The organism is Pseudohalioglobus lutimaris (genome assembly GCF_002866825.1).
Taxonomy (GTDB): Bacteria; Pseudomonadota; Gammaproteobacteria; order Pseudomonadales; family Halieaceae; genus Halioglobus; species Halioglobus lutimaris.
Genome location: NZ_PKUS01000002.1, coordinates 89,889 through 109,897 on the forward strand (window position 1 = coordinate 89,889; position 20,009 = coordinate 109,897).

13 protein-coding genes are annotated in these 20,009 nt (G+C 59.7%); 8 read left to right on the forward strand and 5 right to left on the reverse strand.

What is annotated here, in order from left to right; genetic code table 11:
* Nucleotides 1-79: 79 nt before the first annotated feature.
* The 7 genes from C0039_RS02755 to C0039_RS02785 all read left to right on the forward strand — a co-directional run bounded on the left by C0039_RS02755 (nt 80) and on the right by C0039_RS02785 (nt 10,132).
* Nucleotides 80-2,392, forward strand: a complete 2,313-nt coding sequence (locus tag C0039_RS02755; RefSeq protein ID WP_084179685.1) for a patatin-like phospholipase family protein — start codon at nt 80-82, stop codon at nt 2,390-2,392.
* A gap of 55 nt (nt 2,393-2,447) precedes the next feature.
* Nucleotides 2,448-3,908, forward strand: coding sequence for a M48 family metalloprotease (locus C0039_RS02760; RefSeq protein ID WP_101517169.1), 1,461 nt, complete (start codon nt 2,448-2,450; stop codon nt 3,906-3,908).
* Nucleotides 3,908-4,780 (forward strand): DMT family transporter, encoded by an 873-nt coding sequence (locus C0039_RS02765; RefSeq protein WP_076000630.1) that lies wholly within the window; start codon nt 3,908-3,910, stop codon nt 4,778-4,780. The genes C0039_RS02760 and C0039_RS02765 overlap by 1 nt, the downstream gene beginning before the upstream one ends.
* A 123-nt stretch (nt 4,781-4,903) precedes the next feature.
* On the forward strand, nt 4,904-6,136 hold the full coding sequence (locus tag C0039_RS02770) for an HD-GYP domain-containing protein (protein WP_101517170.1): 1,233 nt from the start codon (nt 4,904-4,906) through the stop codon (nt 6,134-6,136).
* A 105-nt stretch (nt 6,137-6,241) separates the two neighbouring features.
* The gene (locus tag C0039_RS02775; RefSeq protein WP_133125928.1) at nt 6,242-7,342 is read left to right on the forward strand and encodes a hypothetical protein; all 1,101 of its coding nucleotides are present in this window, start codon (nt 6,242-6,244) and stop codon (nt 7,340-7,342) included.
* Entirely contained in the window at nt 7,339-8,709 is a 1,371-nt protein-coding gene (locus C0039_RS02780) for a hypothetical protein (RefSeq protein ID WP_101517172.1), read from the forward strand. Before C0039_RS02775 ends, C0039_RS02780 begins: the two co-directional genes overlap by 4 nt.
* A 118-nt stretch (nt 8,710-8,827) precedes the next feature.
* Entirely contained in the window at nt 8,828-10,132 is a 1,305-nt protein-coding gene (locus C0039_RS02785; protein WP_101517173.1) for a serine hydrolase domain-containing protein, read from the forward strand.
* 101 nt (nt 10,133-10,233) lie between these two features.
* Here C0039_RS02785 and C0039_RS02790 read toward each other — a convergent pair whose 3' ends face one another.
* Both C0039_RS02790 and C0039_RS02795 read right to left on the reverse strand, forming a co-directional pair.
* A complete protein-coding gene (locus C0039_RS02790) occupies nt 10,234-10,794 on the reverse strand; it encodes a PadR family transcriptional regulator (protein WP_076000626.1) in 561 nt (186 codons plus the stop codon).
* 118 nt (nt 10,795-10,912) lie between these two features.
* The gene (locus tag C0039_RS02795) at nt 10,913-12,934 is read right to left on the reverse strand and encodes an oxidoreductase (RefSeq protein ID WP_101517174.1); all 2,022 of its coding nucleotides are present in this window, start codon (nt 12,932-12,934) and stop codon (nt 10,913-10,915) included.
* Nucleotides 12,935-13,029: 95 nt separating this feature from the next.
* On the opposite strand from C0039_RS02795, the gene C0039_RS02800 reads away from it, so the two are divergent.
* The gene (locus tag C0039_RS02800; protein ID WP_243391538.1) at nt 13,030-13,683 is read left to right on the forward strand and encodes a TetR/AcrR family transcriptional regulator; all 654 of its coding nucleotides are present in this window, start codon (nt 13,030-13,032) and stop codon (nt 13,681-13,683) included.
* On the opposite strand, the gene C0039_RS02805 is transcribed toward C0039_RS02800, so the two are convergent.
* From C0039_RS02805 to C0039_RS02815, 3 genes are read right to left on the reverse strand one after another with little or no spacing between them, the layout of a single operon-like run.
* A complete protein-coding gene (locus C0039_RS02805; RefSeq protein ID WP_101517176.1) occupies nt 13,649-15,694 on the reverse strand; it encodes a glycoside hydrolase family 2 TIM barrel-domain containing protein in 2,046 nt (681 codons plus the stop codon). The two genes, C0039_RS02800 and C0039_RS02805, sit on opposite strands and share 35 nt — an antisense overlap.
* Before the next feature lie 45 nt (nt 15,695-15,739).
* A complete protein-coding gene (locus C0039_RS02810; RefSeq protein WP_243391539.1) occupies nt 15,740-18,883 on the reverse strand; it encodes an efflux RND transporter permease subunit in 3,144 nt (1,047 codons plus the stop codon).
* Nucleotide 18,884: 1 nt separating this feature from the next.
* Nucleotides 18,885-19,964 carry an efflux RND transporter periplasmic adaptor subunit gene (locus C0039_RS02815; protein ID WP_076000624.1) on the reverse strand — a complete coding sequence of 360 codons (1,080 nt, stop codon included), beginning with the start codon at nt 19,962-19,964 and terminating at the stop codon, nt 18,885-18,887.
* Between the last annotated feature and the right edge of the window lie 45 nt (nt 19,965-20,009).

Below are 20,009 nucleotides of genomic sequence, written 5' to 3' on the forward strand. Positions count from 1 at the left end.
CTGGCCGGTTTTCTTTACCGCCCGGTAGCTTAAACCTGCCGCCTTTGGCGCAGGCAGCAGTTTCAACTGCACGCCGCCAATGGACCTGCACGGCAGTCACTGGGATAATCACGCCACGCTCACGCCGGATCAACCCATGTATCGCAAGCCGCTCCTGCTCATCGCCATCGCTATTGGTATGCTGTCTGCCTGCATACCGGTATATGCGACAGAACGTATCAGCCTGGTGCTCGCCGGCGGCGGCGCCCGGGGCATCGCCCATGTTGGCGCCATCACCGCGCTGGAAGAAATGCAGGTGCCCATCCACGCGGTCGCCGGAACCAGCATGGGCGCACTGGTCGGCGGACTTTACGCCATCGGCATGGACAGCGGACAGTTGCGTGAGGTCATTGAAACCATGTCCTGGGAAGACGCTTTCGTTGATTCGCTGGACCGCAGTGAACTGCCCCAGAGACGCAAAAGCGATGATTACGATTACCCGTCGTCTGTCAGCCTGAGCTTCCAGGACGGGAGAGTCTCCATCCCGTTGGGACTGGTGCAAGGTCAGCAGGTTCGCCAGATCATCAAGGAACTCACCACGGACGCAGCCAAGGTGCGCAATTTCGACGACCTCCCCACGCCCTATCGTGCGGTCGCCACCGACCTTGAAACCGGCGACCCTTACATCTTCAGTCGCGGCAGTATCGTCACCGCCATGCGCGCCAGCATGTCGTTGCCGGCCCTGCTGGCACCGGTTGAGCACGATGGCAGGTTGTTGGTGGACGGCGGCCTGGCAATGAACATCCCGGTAGAAGTCGGCCGGGAAATGGGAGCCGATCGGCTGATTGTCATTGATATCGGCACACCGCTGCGCAGCCGCGATGAAATAAACAGCGTGTTGGCCGTATCTGACCAGATGCTGGGATTCCTCACCCGCAAAAACTCACTGGAGCAGTTGGAGGCGCTGACGGCGCGCGACATCCTGATCAACCCCGATCTCACCGGCATTGGCATGCTCGACTTTGCGATGACGCAGGAAATATTCCAGCGCGGCTACCAGGCCACCATGGCACTTCGCGAGGAACTGGCTCCACTGGCCCTGGCCGACCCTGAGTGGGCAAGTTACCTGGCTGCCAGGGAACGCCCCGCCACCCATGCACCAGTAATCGAGCATATCGCCATCGTCAACGACAGCCCGCTGCGCGACGACCTGATTCGCGTGCGTCTGCGCCAGCGCATAGGGGAGCCATTGGATACCGAGCAACTGCAGGAGGATATTGCCGAGATCTATACGCTGGGGCACTGGCAGATCATCGACTTCGACGTGACCCAGGACCCTGTGCACGGGCAGGTGCTACAGGTTCAGGCGCAGGCTAAAAGCTGGGGTGACGATAGACTGAAGTTCGGCTTAAACCTGATCAGCGACCTGGATGGTGGCAGTGACATCAATCTGGGTGTGAGCTATCTGTGGGAAGGACTGACAGACCTCGGTGGTGAATTCTACGGACGAGCGCAAGTGGGCGACACCATCCTGTTCAGCGGCGAATTTTACCAACCGCTCGACCTGTACTCGCGCTTTTTCGTTGTGCCGCAACTTCACTATTACGATTACAACGTCAGCAACCTCAAACCCGATTTTGATTTCGATGAGAGTGGCTCGCTTGGTTCCTGGCGAGTCCGCAGATTCGCCGCGCAGATGGCGGGTGGCGCCAACCTGTTCGACGATACACAACTGCGGCTTGGGTTGTACTACAACGTCGGCGAATATGAGCCCGAGATAGAGATCGGCAGCCCTTTACCAGAGGACAACTTCCATGAAGGCGGCGCAATGGTCAGCCTTCGCTACGACACGCTGGACAAGGCCTACTTTCCGACGCGCGGCGGCTACTTCTCGGCAGAGTATCGCCTGCTGCGGGAGGACCTGGGGTCAGACTACAACTTCGAGCGCTGGCATGCCGTCGGCCAGGGTGCCTTCAGTTGGGGAAAAGACAAACGCAATACCCTCATCCTTACCGGTCGCACCGGGCAGTCAATTGACGCCCGGGACACTCCGCAGAACTACTTTCAACTTGGCGGATTATTCAATCTGTCCGGCGTCAGCCAGGACCTGTTTTCAGGCCAGCAAATGGCATTTGCCATGGCCCAGTATCAACGGCGGCTGACGGCAAAATCGGTTCTACCCTTCGATATGCCCACGTATTTCGGTGCCTCCCTGGAAGGCGGCCAGGTCTGGGTCGACCGCGATGCTGTCAGCAGCGGTGACTTCGTCAATGCGGGCAGCATCTACCTTGCGGTCAACTCGCCTATAGGCCCCGTTTACCTGGCCTACGGCCGGACCGAGAAATCCCAGGATGCGCTATACATTGCGCTGGGCTGGCCATTCATCAACAACCAGATGCTGATGGGGCGTTGAGCGCCCAAGCCTGCTAGAATCTGCGCCCTGTTTTCCACGACACGCAAATCAACCCATGAACCACCCGCCTGGCTGTATGAAAACGCTGCACATTCTTTCCGCAATTATCGTTTCGCTGCTGCTCTCCGGCTGCGTCACTGCGGTGGTTACGCCGCAGCAGGAAGCCGCAGCGGGCTCAGCGATGTCACAACAGGTCGCGGAGCAAATTGGCCTGTACCAGGACCCTGTGCTGGCCAGCTACGTCGAGGCAGTAGGTCAGCGACTGGTCGCCTCGCTGGGTGAGACACCCTACCGCTTCCAGTTTGCAATCGTCGACCAGTTCGAGCCCAATGCCTTCGCCAGTCCCGGCGGCTATATATACGTTTCCAGGGGCCTGTTAGCGCAGATGAACGACGAGGGGGAACTGGCCGGGGTGCTGGCCCACGAAATCAGCCACGTCACCCGGCGCCACCATGTACGCCAGGCGGGTCGCGCCCTGGGTACCGGGCTGCTCACCCTGCCAGGGCGTGCGGTGGGCGTGGTCAGTGAAGACCTGGGCAACATGATCAACAGCCCAATCGAACTGGCGGGGGAGGTTTATCTCTCGTCCTACTCACGCGGTCAGGAAAGTGAGGCCGACCAGTATGGCATGCGCCTGGCCTCTGCAGCCGGCTACGACCCGCTGTCACTGGCCGACGCACTGGAGGGCATAGAGCGCAGTGTCAACCTGCTTACCGGCAAAGAACACCAGGCCAGCTACCTGGACAGTCACCCCACCACGCCCGAGCGAGTCGCCTCCATCCAAAACCTGGCTGCGCAGCTGCCGCCGCTCACGGACGTCAGGGTGATCGCCAATCACCAACAACTGCAGGCAAAACTGGACGGCCTCTGGTGGGGCAGGCAGAACCCGCAGCAAGGTATATTCCGCAAAGACGTGTTTCTCAACGCCGACATGGACTTTACCGTTCGCTTCCCATCTGGCTGGCAAACCATGAACACACCACGTTTCGTCGGCGCGATGGAACCAGAGGGCAATGCCTACCTGGCACTGGGGGCGAACAGCGGTGAGTTCACCCCGGAAGGCTACGCAGCTGCACTGATTACCCGCATGCGCGATCGGTCTGGCCTGGACCCCGCGGTCAGTCGCAGCTTCCGTATCCAGGACTGGCCCGCTCATCTTGTACGCTACGATGACGGCAGCGAGGAAGGGGTAATCAGCCTGTTCTACGTTTTCCTCGACACACCAGGGGGCAGCTTCACCTTCATGGGAATGGGTTTTGAGCGCCTGCGCAGCCCTCTGCGCGATGCGGTAATGAGCATGCGACCGCTGACGGCCACGGAACGTAACAGTATAGGCGGTTTGCGTCTGCGCCTCGCCGATGTCCGCCCCGGCGAGAGCCTGCAGGCCTGGAGCGAGAGAGTTGGCAGCCAGTGGTCAGCTGACCTTGCGGGCGCGATCAACGGGGTCGATGCTGATTACCGTGGCTCGGGCGAGTCCCTCAAGTATGTGCGCCGGGAAACCTATTCGGCGCCCTGATGCCGCAGGCAGAACAAACCCGGCAAGCAATCTATCTCTCGCTGGTGATGGTCTCCATCGCCAGCACTGCTGCGGTAGTGACCAAATATGCTTCCGCACATGCCAGTATCGAGGCCATCGTTACCGTGCAGTACCTGGTCTGCCTGCTGCTGTGTGCGCGCGTCACCCTGCGCCCCGGATTAGCCAACCTGCGCAGCGAACGTCTGGGGCTACACCTGTTTCGCGGCGCGGTGGGCGTACTCGGCTTCTACCTGTTCTATGCTGCCCTGGAGCACATTCCGATGGTTGACGCGGTATTGCTTCGCCAGAGCGCGCCGCTCACAGTGCCGCTGGTACTCTGGGCATGGAACCGGGAACAGGTTCCCAACCGTGCGCTGTGGCCGCTCGCCATTGGCTTTATCGGTGTGGCTGTAATTCTACGCCCCAGCACTGCCGGTCTAAGTTGGTGGCATGCGGGGGGGTTCATCTCCGCGCTATGCCTGGGCATTTCCATGGTGGCAACGCATAAGCTCGCTACCTCGGAGCCAGCCTCCCGCATTCTGTTTTACTACTTTTTCCTGTCCCTGGCCTGTGTGGCGCCATTCAGTCTCGGCGACTTTGGCAGCCTGCGCTGGCAGGATTGGGCAGCCATGGTCTATGTGGGTGTCGCAATCTACGCAACCCTGAGGCTGTACACCCGGGCTTACGCCATCGCACCGGCACATGCCATCGCACCGGTAAACTACCTTGCCGTGGTGCTCGCGGCGTTCTGGGGGTGGCTGCTCTGGGGCCAGGTGCCGGACCGCTGGTCCCTGCTTGGCAGCGCACTGGTTATAGCCGGCGCCATGCTCACGCTTCACCTGTCGCGCACAGCCGGGAAACAGCCGGGTTAGCACCCGGAATCGGCGCATTTTGGCGATTTAGAAAAAGTTTAAAAAAGTACAGTTTTTTCAGACAGCGTCGGCCTGATCAGGTATTTTTGGCTTCTAAAAGCATATATTTTCTTGGACGTATCTATGCTCCAGACTGTGAAGGTGCCCACTACGGACCTCACCAAAGGCATGTTTGTCAGCGGCCTGGACCGCGAATGGCTGGGGACTCCGTTTCTAACCCAGGGCTTCCTGCTGCAGTCAGAAACCGATATCGAGCGCGTTCGTGACTACTGCGACTTCGTCTGGGTGGACATTCAGAAGTGTGTCTACGTCAGCGCCACGCTGCAGCGCCGGGCACAGGGTGATCGACCGCGCATCCCGTTGACAGAAATCTTCAAAGGCCGGGAGCTGAAGACTTACGCCGACCAGGCGGAGTGGAAAGAGGAGCACCCTAGAGCTACCAAGGCACTCAATACCCTGCTCACCGACATTACCGACATCTTCGACAAGGCCGCAGAGAGCGGCAAGCTTGATGCCATTCGCTTAAAAACATCAGCTGACCCCATCGTCGGCAGTATTAGCCGTAACCCCGACGCTTGCCTGTGGCTGGGCCGCCTCAAACAACACGATGAATATAGTTATCAACATTCGCTGAGTGTCGCCATCTGGGCGGTCGCTGTAGGCAGGCAGATTGGCCTGCACAAGCGTGACCTGCGCTCCCTGGCCATTGGTGCAATGCTCATGGACGTGGGCAAACTGCTGGTTGATCCCGAGTTGCTACAGGCCAACCGTGAGCTGACTGAAGAAGAAACCCGGGAAATGCGCCATCACGTGGCTCACGGCGTGCACCTTGTCAAAAAAAGCGGCATCGTCAATCAGGACGTTCTGGACATGGTCGCCTTTCACCATGAACGCCACGATGGCAGCGGCTACCCCCGCGGCCTCAAGGGCGACCAGATACCCGCTTTCGCCCGCATAGCCGGTATCGTTGACACCTATGACGCGATTACCTCGCAACGCTCGTATGCGGAGGCCAAGGCCCCGGCAGATGCAATTAAAATCCTCTATGAACAGCGCGACAAACGCTTTCAGGCAGAATTGATCGAGGCGCTTATACAGGCCATCGGCATCTATCCTGCAGGCACTATAGTGGAACTCACGTCCGGGGAAGTGGGTATCGTTGTCGCCGAGAGCCGCACGCGTCGCCTCTTGCCCAAGGTGATACTGGTGCTCAATCGCAAGAAGCAGGCCTACCCCCGCCCCAAAGTGGTAGACCTGCAGGACACCCAGGGCCGCTATCAGGAAAAACCTATTTCTATCTCCAGAAGCCTGGAGCCCGGCGCCTTCGGCATTGATATCGGACGCTACCAGTTCTAGGCACTCTACAAAACGTCGCCGGACTCATGCTAGACTTTATCTGCGCCATTCGCGCGCAGAAACTCAAAGCACTGCCACCTGAGGCCGGCAACGGAGTCGTCAATTTTGTCTAGAATCCGCCAGAGTCTGGTGTTTTTTTTATTGCTTATTGGCATTGCCGGGACGGCGCGTGCGCAGACCTGGTCTGCCGACGACTTCAGCGTCGAAATGGGGACGGTGGTTCACCAGGGCGCCGGTCTCACCCTTGAACCCAACGAACAAGGACAGGTTCTGCTCGGCATTCCCGGTGCGACAATAGCGCTCTCTTCCGGGCAACGCGCCCACTTCACATTCCTGGGCCCCCCGCCACCGAAAATCTACCTGATCTGGCGCCGCAGCGACTCGGAGCAGCTGTTCCAGCTCAGCTTTGCCACCCATGGCAATTCACGCCCCACGTTTGACCTCGCCACCGTGGCGGACTGGCGGGGACAAAGTGAATCACTGCAGCTGGGCTTCAGGCTCGAACCGGGAACCAGCCTTACCCTCGTCGACGTACGCCTGGCCGCTCCCGGGATACGAGAACGTGTGGCCGAGGCACTGCACAGCTGGCGGGCCTTTCGCCCGTGGGCACCGGCCGACATCAATGTCTTAACGGGAACCCTGACATTCAATGAAGGGCCCTACCCCGCCCAGGTTTTTGCCTTTTTTATCCTGCTGCTGCTACTTGCCTACCTCGCCTGGCAACGCAGCAGGGCCCGGTGGACCGCAGTGGCAACCATTATCCTGTGCGCCTGGGTTGCGCTGGATGCACTCTGGCAATGGCGCCTGTGGCAGCAACTCGGTGTCACACGAGCGAAATATGCGGGCCTGGGAAGCAGCCAAAAGATCCAGGTATCAGAGAGCAATAAGGTCGCCAACCTGGCCATGCGCGCGACACGGGCTATCGAAGGGCCCGACCCAAGAGTTTTTATCGCCAGCCAATCTGACCGTGAGGGTATGCTTGCCGCTTACTATATGGCGCCCCATAACACCTACTGGCATAGACGGGGTGACGAGTTACCGGAAAACCGTTTTCTACGACCGGGCGACTACATCCTCGCGGTAAACCCCTCGACTATTCTCTACGACCGCAGCGACGGCCTGTTGCGCCTACCCCCGGGGGATGCAATAAACGTTATCGAGCGCTTTGCCAACAACAAGGGCCTGCTGCTGGAGGTCGCACCGTGACCGCCTTGCAACTGTGTATCGCTGTGCTGATCACAGTGGCGCCTGCCTGGGTCTGGCTGGACCGGCTGGTACCTGCAAATCTGCCTGGTCGGGGGTTTCTCCTTACCGGCTATAGCACCGTACTGGGAGTACTGGCAACAACCCTGGTGATGCGCCTGCTGAGCCTTCTGGGCATACCCTTTTCCCTGTACAGCATTGGTGCCGCCGGGCTACTCCTGGCGCTGGCAGGGTGGTTTGCCCCTGCTCACTGGCGCAGTCCCACCTCTGCGGGCCAGGTCCAGGCCCTGCAACAACCGATGACCCGCCTGCAGGTATTGCTCATCACCCTGTGCCTGGCACTGCTGGCGGCACGTCTGCTGACACTGGGCCTGGAGGTGGGCACGCGTCCGGTAACATCCTGGGACGCCAAGCAACACTGGACCAAGCAGGCCAGGGTTTTCTTTGAACTGCGCAGCGTGGTCCCCTACGTTTCACTGCAGGAATGGCTGGACCTGGACGGACAAGGCGTCTTCACCAACATGCACCCGGACTATCCTGTTGCCACCCCACTGCTGCAGGCGTGGACTGCAGTCGCCATAGGACAGTGGCACGAGAGCCTGGTAAACCTGCCCTGGCTGCTGATCTGGATGGCAATGGGCCTGGTGTGCTACAGCCAGGCAAGACTCGCCGGCGCCAGTGCGGCCCTCGCCATCGGTGCAACCTACATGTTGCTGTCCATGCCCCTGCTGAACGTTCACGTGGCACTGGCGGGCTATGCTGACCCACTTATGGCCACATGCTACCTGGCAGCGGTAGCCGCCTTCTACAATTGGAGCCAGGGCCGCCAGGCCTGGCTGCTGATTCTCGCCCTGATCAGCGCCGCAGGGTGCATGCTGATTAAAAACGAGGGCTTCTACTGGTTTCTGTCGCTACTCCCCGGGATTCTGCTGGTACTGGCAGGATTGCGCAGGGGCCTGCTCATACTGGCCGTCATCGCGCTGGCGCTGTTGTGTGTGCTGTGGTTGATGCCCGCTGATACGGTCGTTGCCGGCCACTCGCTGGCGGGGGCCGATATCCGCTATCGTCCGCAGAGCTGGCTGCCGATCTACCTCAGTTTCCTGGTGCACGACAACTGGCACTTCCTCGCTTACCTGGTGCTGGCCGCCTTGTTGGCAGCGCCGCTGTTCTTTCGAGCAACACTGCCCCTGGCGGCGGTGATCGTCTCCGCCCTGTTGCTGTACCTGACCCTATACCTGTTCACCAGCAACGCAGCTGGCGCCGTGCGCTTCACTTCACTGAACCGGGTCGCCTTGCAGTTGATGCCCGCAGCAGGCTTTTTCAGCCTTGTCGTTCTGCTGCACTGGGGGCAGAGACAGGAATGCGACTGAGCCCAGCGTCGATGGATAGTGCCGAGACTCGCTATTACATCTGCGCGCAGAAAGACGCCCCTTTATCGCAAGCGGCTTTTACCCTACCCTGACATCAATTTGTCGACGGAGAAAATTCATGACCCTGGGATATGTTCACCAGCGCTTCAACAGGCGCCTCAACGCTACACCCCTGCCTCGCGATCTCGATGAGATCACCTGCGTGGACACAGCCAACGAAGTGTCGCCTGAACAGGCCGGAATGTCGCAGCGTGAAGTCGATGCAATCTGGGCGGACACCATCAAGCTTTATCGCAAGGGCATGCACCCCATGCTCAGCATCTGCCTGCGCCGCCAGGGCAAGATTGTTCTCAACCGCAGTATTGGCTACCAGCGCGGCGATGCGCAGAGTGAAGACGCGGTCATCGGTGACCTGAACACGCCCATCTGCCTGTTCTCGGCCTCCAAGGCTATCAGCGCGATGCTGGTGCATCTGCTGGCAGAGCAGGGTGAGATTCACCTGCTGGACCCCCTGAGCTATTACATTCCGGAATTCGCCGCCAACGGTAAGGGCTACACCACCATCTACCAATTGCTGACCCACCGCGCCGGCGTGCCCGGGCTGGGTGAAGGAGTGGATACATCACTGTTGTTTGACCGGGAAGCTGCCGTAGCGGCAATTTGCGCCGCTGACCCCATCGACGATATGGGACGCACCTCAGCCTACCATGCCATTACCGGCGGCTTTATCATTGACGAGTTGATTCGCCGCACAACCGGACTGACCGTGCAGCAGTACCTGGACCGGTATATCCGCAAACCAATGGGTATGCGCTTCTTTCGCTATGGGCTCACCAAGCGCGATATACCCAAAGCAGCAGAGAATCGTTTTACCGGGCTACCACTTGGCCCGCTGGCGAAAACACTGAAGAACGCACTGGGCCTGGATTACAACGAAGTCATACCCATGACCAATACGCCGGAGTTTATGCAGGCCGTACTGCCGGCTGGCAACCTTTATTCCACCGCCGAGGAAGCCAGCCGTTTCTTTCAGTTAATGCTGAACTACGGTCGCTGGGAAGGCGAGCAGATTATGCAGCCCCTCACGGTGCATCGCGCCATTCAGGAATCGGGCAAGGCAGAGTTGGATGCCTCGCTGAAAGTGCCCATGCGCTATAGTCCGGGCTTCATGCTGGGCGGCAGCCCGGCGGGCATATACGGCCGCAATAGCCGTTACGCCTATGGGCATCTGGGCCTGTCCAACGTGTTTTGCTGGGCCGACCCGCAGCGCGACATTTCCGTGGCCATACTCAACAGCGGCAAGCCCGTTCTGGGCAGCCATCTCGCGGCCCTGCCACGCCTGCTGTTCAATATCCCAAAGCACTGCGCACCAGTGCGCGACATGGACGCCAAGCCCCTGGATTTTATCAACGCGCCTGCCTAGCGAACGGCATACGCTGCTCGCGTTGCCGTTCCGGCACTTGCCCCCGCACTGCACACATACAGTCTTGCGCGAGTATGACGGCCCCCGGTATACCGCGGATTTCAGCGGGCAGGCTGGCTATCGCCTGAGACAGTCGCTAACAGCGCAAGTGCCTGATCGCACCAGGCCAGGGTCTGCTCGCCCTGGTGTATGCCCAGTTCCAGGGCAAGGTAAACGCCCTTGTGGCGAACCGGCAGGTTGGCCGGGTCATCGTAGTGGCGCCGCCGAATGGCCTCATAAAGATACAAGCGCTGCATGACTTCCTCCCGCCGCTGGCTGATTTCTCCCACCAGGTGTTCTGCGTTGTCGTCACTGAGGTTGTATAGCTTGAGCAACAATTCGTCCTTGGTGGGCTGTATCCTGGTCGGGCCAAAAACCCACTGCGCCAGCGCCTCGCGACCCGCCTGGGTCATACCGTAGAGAATCTTGTTGGGTTTGCCGGATTGATTTACCTCGCGCTTGTTGAGCCAGCCCTTGTCAGCCAGCTTGCGCAGTTCCTGGTATATCTGCTGATGTGATGCCTGCCAGAAAAGGCCCATGGATTTTTCAAAATCACGCGCCAACTCCGATCCGGAAAGATCGGCATCGAGCAGGGACGTCATGATCGCCTGGGCCAGAGCCATTGAGAATAACCACCTGATAGAAAGCAAGGACAGCTATCAGCATAGACACTTCTGCCGCGTATGCAAAAAATTGCATGAGAATCCCGGGAGAGCCACTCTCCCCCGGAATCAGGGAAGATCAGATCGCCGCCGCCAGCCGGGTGCCCTGATCAATCGCTGTCTTGGCGTCCAGTTCAGCCGCCACATCAGCGCCGCCGATCAAATGGACTGACAGGCCATCGAGACCGTCCAGCAACTCCCGGCGCGGATCCTGGCCCGCGCAGATAATGACATTATCCACCTCCAGCAAACGCTGCTTGCCGCCAACGGTGATATGCAGGCCCTCGTCATCGATTCGATCATACTGGCAGCCGGGGATCATCTGCACCCCTTTCTTCTCCAGCCCCAGGCGGTGTATCCACCCCGTGGTTTTACCCAGGCCACCACCTACTTTACTGGCTTTGCGCTGCAGCAGACTGACCTGGCGCGGAGACGGCTCTACCACCGCCTGCACACCCTCTATCCCGCCGCGCGCCTGCAGGCTCATATCCACACCCCACTGTTCCATGAACTGCTCAATGTTGGTGGAGGGCGAGGTTTCGCCATGGGTCAGGTATTCCGCGACGTCGAAGCCAATACCCCCCGCACCGATAATCGCCACCCGGTCACCCACAGGCTGCTTGTCACGCAGCACATCGAGATACCCCAGTACGCTGGGATGATCGACCCCTGCAATCGGGGGAGTGCGCGGCTGGATGCCGGTGGCCAATACGATCTCGTCGAAGCCCGCCTCGCGCAGCATCGCGCTGTTTACCGGCGTGTCCAGTCGTAGACTGACACCGGTGAGTTCGATGCGACGGCTGAAGTAGCGCAGTGTCTCGTAAAACTCCTCCTTGCCGGGAATCTGTTTGGCAATATTGAACTGACCGCCAATCTCCCCGGCGGCGTCGAACAGCGTCACCGAGTGACCGCGCTCGGCCGCGGTGGTGGCAAAGGCCAGCCCCGCCGGACCGGCACCCACTACGGCTATCCTCTTCGCTACATGCGTGGGCTCAATCAACAGCTCGGTTTCGTGACAGGCACGGGGATTCACCAGGCAACTGGTCATCTTGCCCGAGAACACATGATCAAGGCAGGACTGGTTGCAACCGATACAGGTGTTGATCTCATCGGCGCGCCCCGCGGCAGCCTTGACGACGAATTCCGCGTCGGCGAGGAACGGCCGGGCCATGGAGACCATATCGGCATCGCCTCGCGCCAATACCTCCTCCGCCACGTCAGGCGTATTAATGCGGTTAGAGGTGACAACCGGCACGCTGAGTTCACGACGGAAGCGACGGGTGACCCAGGTGAAGGCCGCTCGCGGCACCTTGGTGGCAATCGTGGGAATACGAGCTTCATGCCAGCCAATGCCGGTGTTGATGATGGTGGCACCGGCCTGTTCTACCGCTTTGCCCAGTGCAATGATCTCTTCACTGCTGCTGCCGCCCTCGACCAGGTCGAGCATGGACAGCCGGTAAATGATAATGAAATGCTCTCCTACCGCCTCGCGCACCCGGCGCACCACCTCCACCGGCAGTCGCATACGGTTTTCATAGCTGCCACCCCAGGCATCATCACGATGGTTAGTGCGCTGGGCCAGGAACTGGTTGAGGAAGTATCCCTCAGAGCCCATGATTTCCACCCCGTCATAGCCTGATCGCTGCGCCAGGACCGACATGCGCACAAAATCGTCGATCTGCTCCTCGATTTCACTCCCGGTAGCGGCCCTGGGCTTGAATATGTTGATAGGGGCCTGCACCGCGGAGGGGGCGATAGGATTCTCGTTCATCGCGTACCGCCCCGTATGCAGGATCTGCATACAGATTTTACCCCCCTGCGCATGCACGGCATCGGTAATCAGTCGATGGTCAGCGCAGTCTGCCTCAGTTTTCAGCATGCGGGTATGTTCATGCGTGGCAGCCCGCTTGTTCGGCCCGAACCCGCCGGTAACGATCAAGCCAACACCACCGCGAGCGCGCTCGGCAAAGAATGCGGCCATACGTCGATGACCATCCGGCGCCTCCTCCAGACCGGTATGCATGGAGCCCATCAGCACCCGGTTGGGTAATGAAGTAAAGCCCAGGTCAAGGGGTTTCATCAGGTTTGGATAAGCAGTCATGGGCGAGCCCCTACATCTAGACGTTGTCAAGTTAGTTGCGCCAAACTCTAACGCCCGATTTTGACAATGTCAAGATGTGGCGGTACGCTACGCGCATGGGCTCAAAATCCTCCTATCATCACGGCGATCTACGCCGCACCCTGCTGGACCAGGCAGCCCTGCTACTGCGTGAAGAAGGCGAGAAAGGCCTCTCCATGCGCGCCCTGGCAGCGCGGGTCGGGGTGTCGCGTACCGCACCCTACCACCACTTCAAGGATAAAGAGGATCTGCTCTGTGCGATTGCAACGGAGGGATTCAGGCGCTTTATCGGAGTCCTCAGCCTGGAGAGTGCCGACCTCTCTGAAACCAACGTACGCCAATTCGTGCACAGCTACCTGGGCTTCGCGATCTCCAATGCCGAGTACTACGACCTGATGTTCGGCAGCCAGTTATGGAAGTCAGGCAGTGTCAACGAGGCGTTACGCCAGGAGGCCCAGGCGTCCTTTCGCTTCTACCTGGAGCAGGTTCGCGACTGGCAGCGGCAGGGTAAGGTCAATAACCAGCTGGACCCGCTGCGCTACGCCCAGGTCTCCTGGAGCGCACTCCACGGCATGTGCAGGCTGCTGATTGACGGTATCTACCTGGACCCGGGCAGCATGGGACCGATGTGCGACGAGGCAGGCAGCATGTTCTGGCGAGAACTGCAGGCAGGCCGCCAGGCCGGGAAGGCCCCGGCTAGCGGCCCGGGTGCTCAGCGTAGTAGTCACTGAGCAACTTGAAAGCCAGCTTCTCCCTGCCCTCTTCCGAAAGCAGGCCCTTGCGGTTCCAGTAGTGCTGCTTGTCGGTATTGAGCCGGTAGGGTGCGCGAAAGTCCTTGAGAATCCAGGGTGAGATACCCCGCAGCGCCTCGCTGTTTTCCAGCATCGCCAGCTGTTGTTGGTAAACGCGCGCCTGGTAGTCCTCACTCCATACATCCAGCGGCCCGCCCCGCTGACCCTGTTTGGCGCCCGCACCGAACTCACTGATTACCAGTGGCTTGCCAAAATCGGTGTCTATGGTGAACTTCACCATCTCGGTGAGCATGCGTTCGCGCACCTGTGCCTCAGTCACTTCCAGTCCACGCTCAACCAGCGCGTCAGTGATCATCCCCGACATGTACCAGCCCAGGTACTCGTTGTAGCCGATGACATCAACAACCTCACCCAACGGGTCCTCGATGGTCATGGTCACCGGCTCAGGGTCGGTAAAGAAGGCGACAAGTTTGCTATGCTCTGCGGCGATCAGGGTACCAATATACTCCCCCACCGCCTCCATACCACCAAAGCCCAGTAACGCAGCCGTCAACAAGCGGGTATCGTCCTGGCCGCGCACATGCTCCGCCATGGACTGGAAAAACGCGTCGCGGGCCTCGGTCTCGGGCGTTTCATTGCCCAGGCTCCACAGAATCACGGCAGCCCGATTCTGATCGCGTGCAATCAGTTCACTGTATTGTTTCTGCGCACTCCCCAGCGTGCAGGGGTTGTCAAAAGTGATGTTGTGGTAAACCGGCAGTTCGGCCCAGACCAGTATTCCGGCGCGGTCGGCAGCACGCACCATGTGCTCATTGTGCGGATAATGTGCGAGGCGCACGAAATTGGCATTGAGCGCCTTCAGTCTGTCGATAACTGCCGCGGCATCCGCTGCACTATGGGCGCGACCGGGGCGCAGCAACGACTCCTCATGCAGCGAAACACCACGCAGGAATACCGGCTCGCCATTGAGCAGGATATCTTCGCCGCGGGTTTCGATACTACGAAAGCCGATGTGATCCTTGAGCACAGACCCTTCGATTGACCACTCCACATCATAGAGATGCGGTTCCTGTGGCGACCACAGTTTCAGCGATGCATCAAGGCGAACCGTTGCCCGTCCCCGCGCATCAACCCGAAAAGTCTCGTCGATATCCGCGCCGGGAATACGCAGGCGTACTGCCTGACCCGCCCTGGCCCCCTGTAATTGCACCCAGCCCTGCAAACGCTCGCGGCTACCCTTCGCCAACTGCAATTTGTAGTTTCCGAGAAAGGTAGCGGGTGTCTCCACCAGCATGACATCGCGGGTAATGCCGCCATAGTTCAGCCAGTCATTATATTCTGTGGGTATCTCCGTGGGGGCGCTGCGGCTGTCCACCTTCACCACCACGCTATTGCTTCCGGGGCGCAAGTACTGCGTTATCTCGGTATTAAACGGCGTAAACCCACCTTTGTGACGCGCCAGCAAGGTGCCGTTCACGTACACGTCCTTGGCAAAATTTGCGCCACCAAAGTAGAGAAAAAGGCGTCGACCGTCATCGAGCTGATAGTCAAAGTCCCGCTGGTACCAGACGATGCCCCGGTACCAGAACAACTCAGCGTGCTGGCTGTTCCAGTCTCCTGGCACCTGCAGGGTGTCGCCGCCCGCAAAGCTGTATTCCAGCAGCTCTCCCGCGCCATAACTGGCATCTTCACCAACGCCACCCCTGAGAAGCGGACTGGCATCGCCCACACCGAGTTGATCAACAATATAGTTCCACTGACCATTGAGGGAGGTCACGCTGCGGCTTCTGACGTTCCCCAGCAGCGGGGCCAGAGGCTGTTCAGGGACTTTTACCCGCGCCGTGAATAGCGGGTTATCTTCATGCCCACCATCAGCGACGGCTTCCACCGGGCATAGGTCATTGGCGGCCAGCGACTGATAGCTGGGCGACTCCGCAGCGCAAGCCACCAACAGCACAGCACTGACCAGCGTAACTGCAATGGGCAACATTCTTCTCACGGGAAAACCTCTCTATTATTTTGCTTTCAGGTAGCCCTAGCTTGCGTCAGCGCGGTCGAGCTGTCTACTGCGCCCCATCAGGTTGGCGATATCGCGCCCGACAAAGTACAGAACCGGAACCAGCACCAGCGTCACTGCGGTAGCAAAGAGCACACCGAACGCCACAGAAACCGCCATCGGCTTTACAAATTGTGCCTGGATGGCCGTCTCGAGCTGGATCGGCGCCAGCCCGACAAAGGTGGTGATGGACGTCAGCACCACCGGCCGGAAACGTCGCACCGCGCCGTTGACCACCGCATCCCGCCAGACTTCCCCGCGCTCGTGCAGCCGGTGGTTGATATGGTCGACCAGCACCAGGCTATCGTTCACCACAATACCGGTGAGGCCGATCATGCCGATGGCAGATAGAATACTGACGTCAATACCCACGATCAGGTGTCCCAACACTGCCCCGGTCAGCCCGAAAGGGATCACCATCATGATAATGAAAGGCTGAACATAACTACGCAGCGGTACCGCCAGCGCCGCGTAGATCATTATCAGTACGGCGATGAATCCCCACTGCAGGGAGCCCGTGGACTCTGCCTGCGCCTCGGCTTCACCCGCCAGGCGGTGCTTGACCCCGGGGTGACGCGCAAGGATGCCCGGAAGTATGTTGCTAACGATGTCGCGATTTACGGCGCCGGGTTCCAGGCGGGCCTTGTCCACATCAGCCTGCACGTTAACCACGCGCTGACGATCAAAGCGATTGATCACACTGACCCCGGTCTGTTCCTGGGCCGTCCCCACCGCATCAAACGGTACCTTGCCGCGGCCGGGCACATCTATCCACAGCAGCTGCAGTGCATTGAGGGAATCCCGGTGCGCCCGGGGGAGGCGTACATAAGTTCTCACCTCGTGGCGGCCGCGCTGCACACGCTGTATTTCCGCACCAAAGAAGGCTTGCCGCACCTGCCTGGCCAGTTCCACCTGGCTAAGCCCCAGGGCCCGGCCCTCAGCGGTGATCTGAATATCGAGCTCCGGGCCGCCAGCGTCGAAGGTATCGCGAATATCCGATACGCCCTCGTAGTTGAGCAACGCCAGTTTCAGTTCCTGCGCAGCACCGCGCATGGCTTCCAGGTCTTTGCCGGAAAGTTCTATGTCGACAGCAGCTCCGGAAGGTCCGGCGTTGGCATCAAAGACCAGCGACTGTACACCCGACAGTTCTCCCAGGGCCTCGCGCATCCACCCGGCAAGCTCGACTGAGGTCACATCGCGCTCGGTACTCGGCAGCAGCTCAACCGCCACCGTGGACTCGGTATCCACTGTCGACAGCGTCAACAGTTCACGAATCACACTCTCGTCGAGACCGGTTTCCTGGCGATAGCGCTCGTCCATACGCCGCGCAGCTTCCTCGATCTGCAAGCTGTAGTTATGCGTGGTCTCAAAGGGTGTACCGTTGGGCATCTTCAGCTTTACGGAAATGGAGTCAGAAGGGACATTGGGGAAGAAAACAAAGCGCACAATGCCGGAGGGAATCAGTGCAAAGCTGATGATCAGTCCACCGAAAAATACCGCCAGGCTGATATACCGGTATTCCACGGCGCGCTCCAGCAGCGGGCCGTAGACGCGCTCGCTGAAACGCATCATGCCCCCGGAGCAGGCCTGCTGCAGCGCCTTCAGCCAACCCAGTGGAGAGCGCATATTCGGCGGGGTCTTGTCGATGCGGACATGACGCAGGTGTGCGGGTAAAATCAGTTTGGTCTCCAGCAGGGAGAACATTAGACTGAATACCACCACCGGCACCAGCACCGAAATAAGCCTGCCCAGGCCCTCGGTCAACATGGCGGCCGGGGCAAAAGCGACCATGGTCGTCAGCGCACCGAAGATCGTGGCAACCGCGACACGGCGAACCCCGCGGACGATGCTGTCTACCCCCTCATCCTCGTCCTCCAGTTGGGAATAGGCGCTCTCCGCAGTAACTATCCCGTCATCCACCAACATTCCCAATACCAGGATAAAACCAAATACAGAGAAAATATTAATCGTGGTGAGGCCGAACAGGTCGATCATCAGCAGGGCACCAAGAAAAGAGAAAGGCACGCCGAGAATCACCCAGAACGCCAGTGAAATATTGAGAAACAGGGCCAGGGTGATCAACACCAGTATGGCACCCTGTATCGCGCTCTTGAGCATCAGCTGAATGCGGCCCTTGAGAATCTCACTGCGATCAGCCCAGGCGGTCAGCACCACACCGGGGGGGAGCTCACTCTGCCTGGCGTCGGTAAAGGCGCGCAAGTTAGCGGTCATGGCCAGGACATCCTGATCCCCCACCCTGTCGACTACCAGGGTGATGGCGCGCTTGCCATTAAGCCGCGTTAACACCGGCTGCTCCTCGAAACCGTCGCGCACCGTGGCCACGTCCCCCAGCTGCAGCAGCGTGCCGTCGCTGCGGGTCACCAGCGGTACCCGGGCATACTCCTGGGCGGTATAGGCCTGGCCCACAGAACGCAGGGTGATGGCGCCCTGTGCAGTGCGCAGCTTACCCCCCGGCAGGTCGCGTGATTGCTGGCGCACCGCATTGACAACGCTGTCAAAGCTGAGCCCATAGCGCTGCAGCTCGGCGTCCGATACCTCAATGGAAATCTCGTAATCCCGGGCGCCATTGAGTGAGACCTCGCTGATGCCCGGGAGCATCAGTACCTCGTCACGCAACTGGTCGGCCAACTCACGCATCTGGTGTTCATCCAGGTCACCATATACCGTCAGGTTCATGGTGCGCGTTTTTGCCAGTACCTCGTCGACGATGGGCTCTTCAGCATCGGCAGGAAATGATGCGATACCGTCTACGCGCGTTTTTACCTGCACCAATGCCCTGGACATCGGCGTTCCCGGCAACATTTGCACCGTTACCGTACCTGAGCCCTCGCGTGAAACAGACGAAATCTCCTCGATACCGACGAGATCCTGCAATTCCTCCTCGATAACACGCACGATCCCCGCTTCCACTTCTTCCGGGGCACTGCCCGGATAGGGTACGGTTATGGTGATGGCCTCGGTGGGAAAGGTGGGGAACACTTCCTTGGTCAGGTTTTCGATAGCAGCCAGGCCACCGACAAACACCATCAGCATCAGCAGGTTGGCGGCCACCCGGTTGTTGGCCATCCAGGCGATGACGCCCTGTTCACGCGGTCTATCCATCTCAGCCTTCCACTTGCACAGGCATTCCATCGACCATCAGGCTCAGTCGGCTGGTAACCACCCTGTCGCCCGGGTGAAGACCTGTCCCGATGATAACGGCGTCGCCTTCCCTGCGCAGCAGGGTCACCTCACGCTGTCGCAATATGCCCTCCTCCACCACGTAAACCCTGTTGCCCATATGCAAGGCGGAGCGCGGCAGGCGCGATGCGTTCGCAATCGGGCGACCCTGAAAGCTGGCCTCTACGAACAGTCCGATAGCCAGAATATGCGGGTGTAATGAAAGGTCGTAGGGGCGCTCTACTTGCGCAACCAGGTAGAAAACCCGGGTCTGCTCGTCAACACGCCGCTCCACCCTGGCCAGGCGAGCCTGCCAGCTGTATTGCATGTCACCAAAAGAAGCGGTCAGCGTCAGCTCCGGCCAATTGCCCTGGTCGTCCTGGCCGTGCTCTACAAATGGCACATCAGATGCCAGCAGCGGCAAGCGGACCTCGGCAATATCAGTGGACAACAGTCTGGTAAGCGCTTTGCCCGTCTGCACGTACTGACCAAGGTCGACTTGTTTGGCATCGACTACTGCGTCGAATGGCGCGCTGATCTCAGTATTGGCAAGGTCAGTTCGGGCCTGGCGCAGACGATCCCTGGCGGCCACAACGCGCGCCTCCGCCTCAACGATAGCCGCCTTCTGGACCAGCACCTCAACCTCCGCCAGGGACAACTCAGCGCTGGCCAGGGCCGCCTGTGCATCCGACACCGCCACTTCGTAATCAATGGGCTCGAGGCGCAGCAGTTTTTGACCCTCCACCACCTCCTCTCCCTGCAGGAAGCCAGGATCGACCCAGACCACGCGGCCGGAGACCTCGCTAACCAGTTCGATGTCGCGCAGTGGCGTCACCATGCCGCGAGACTCGATGGTGACTGGCACCGACCCGGGGATCACCTCGATCACCTGTACCACGGGTATTGCCGGGGCACGCTCTCGGCGCGGCAGATCATCGCGGCTGTTGACCATGAAATAGGCCGCTGCGCCGGCGAACGCCAGCAAGAGAACCGGTACCAGAAAATTTCTACCAAGACGTGACATGCCAATAAATCCGTAGTCGCTGCTACATTGCGTGGGTGCTGTTCG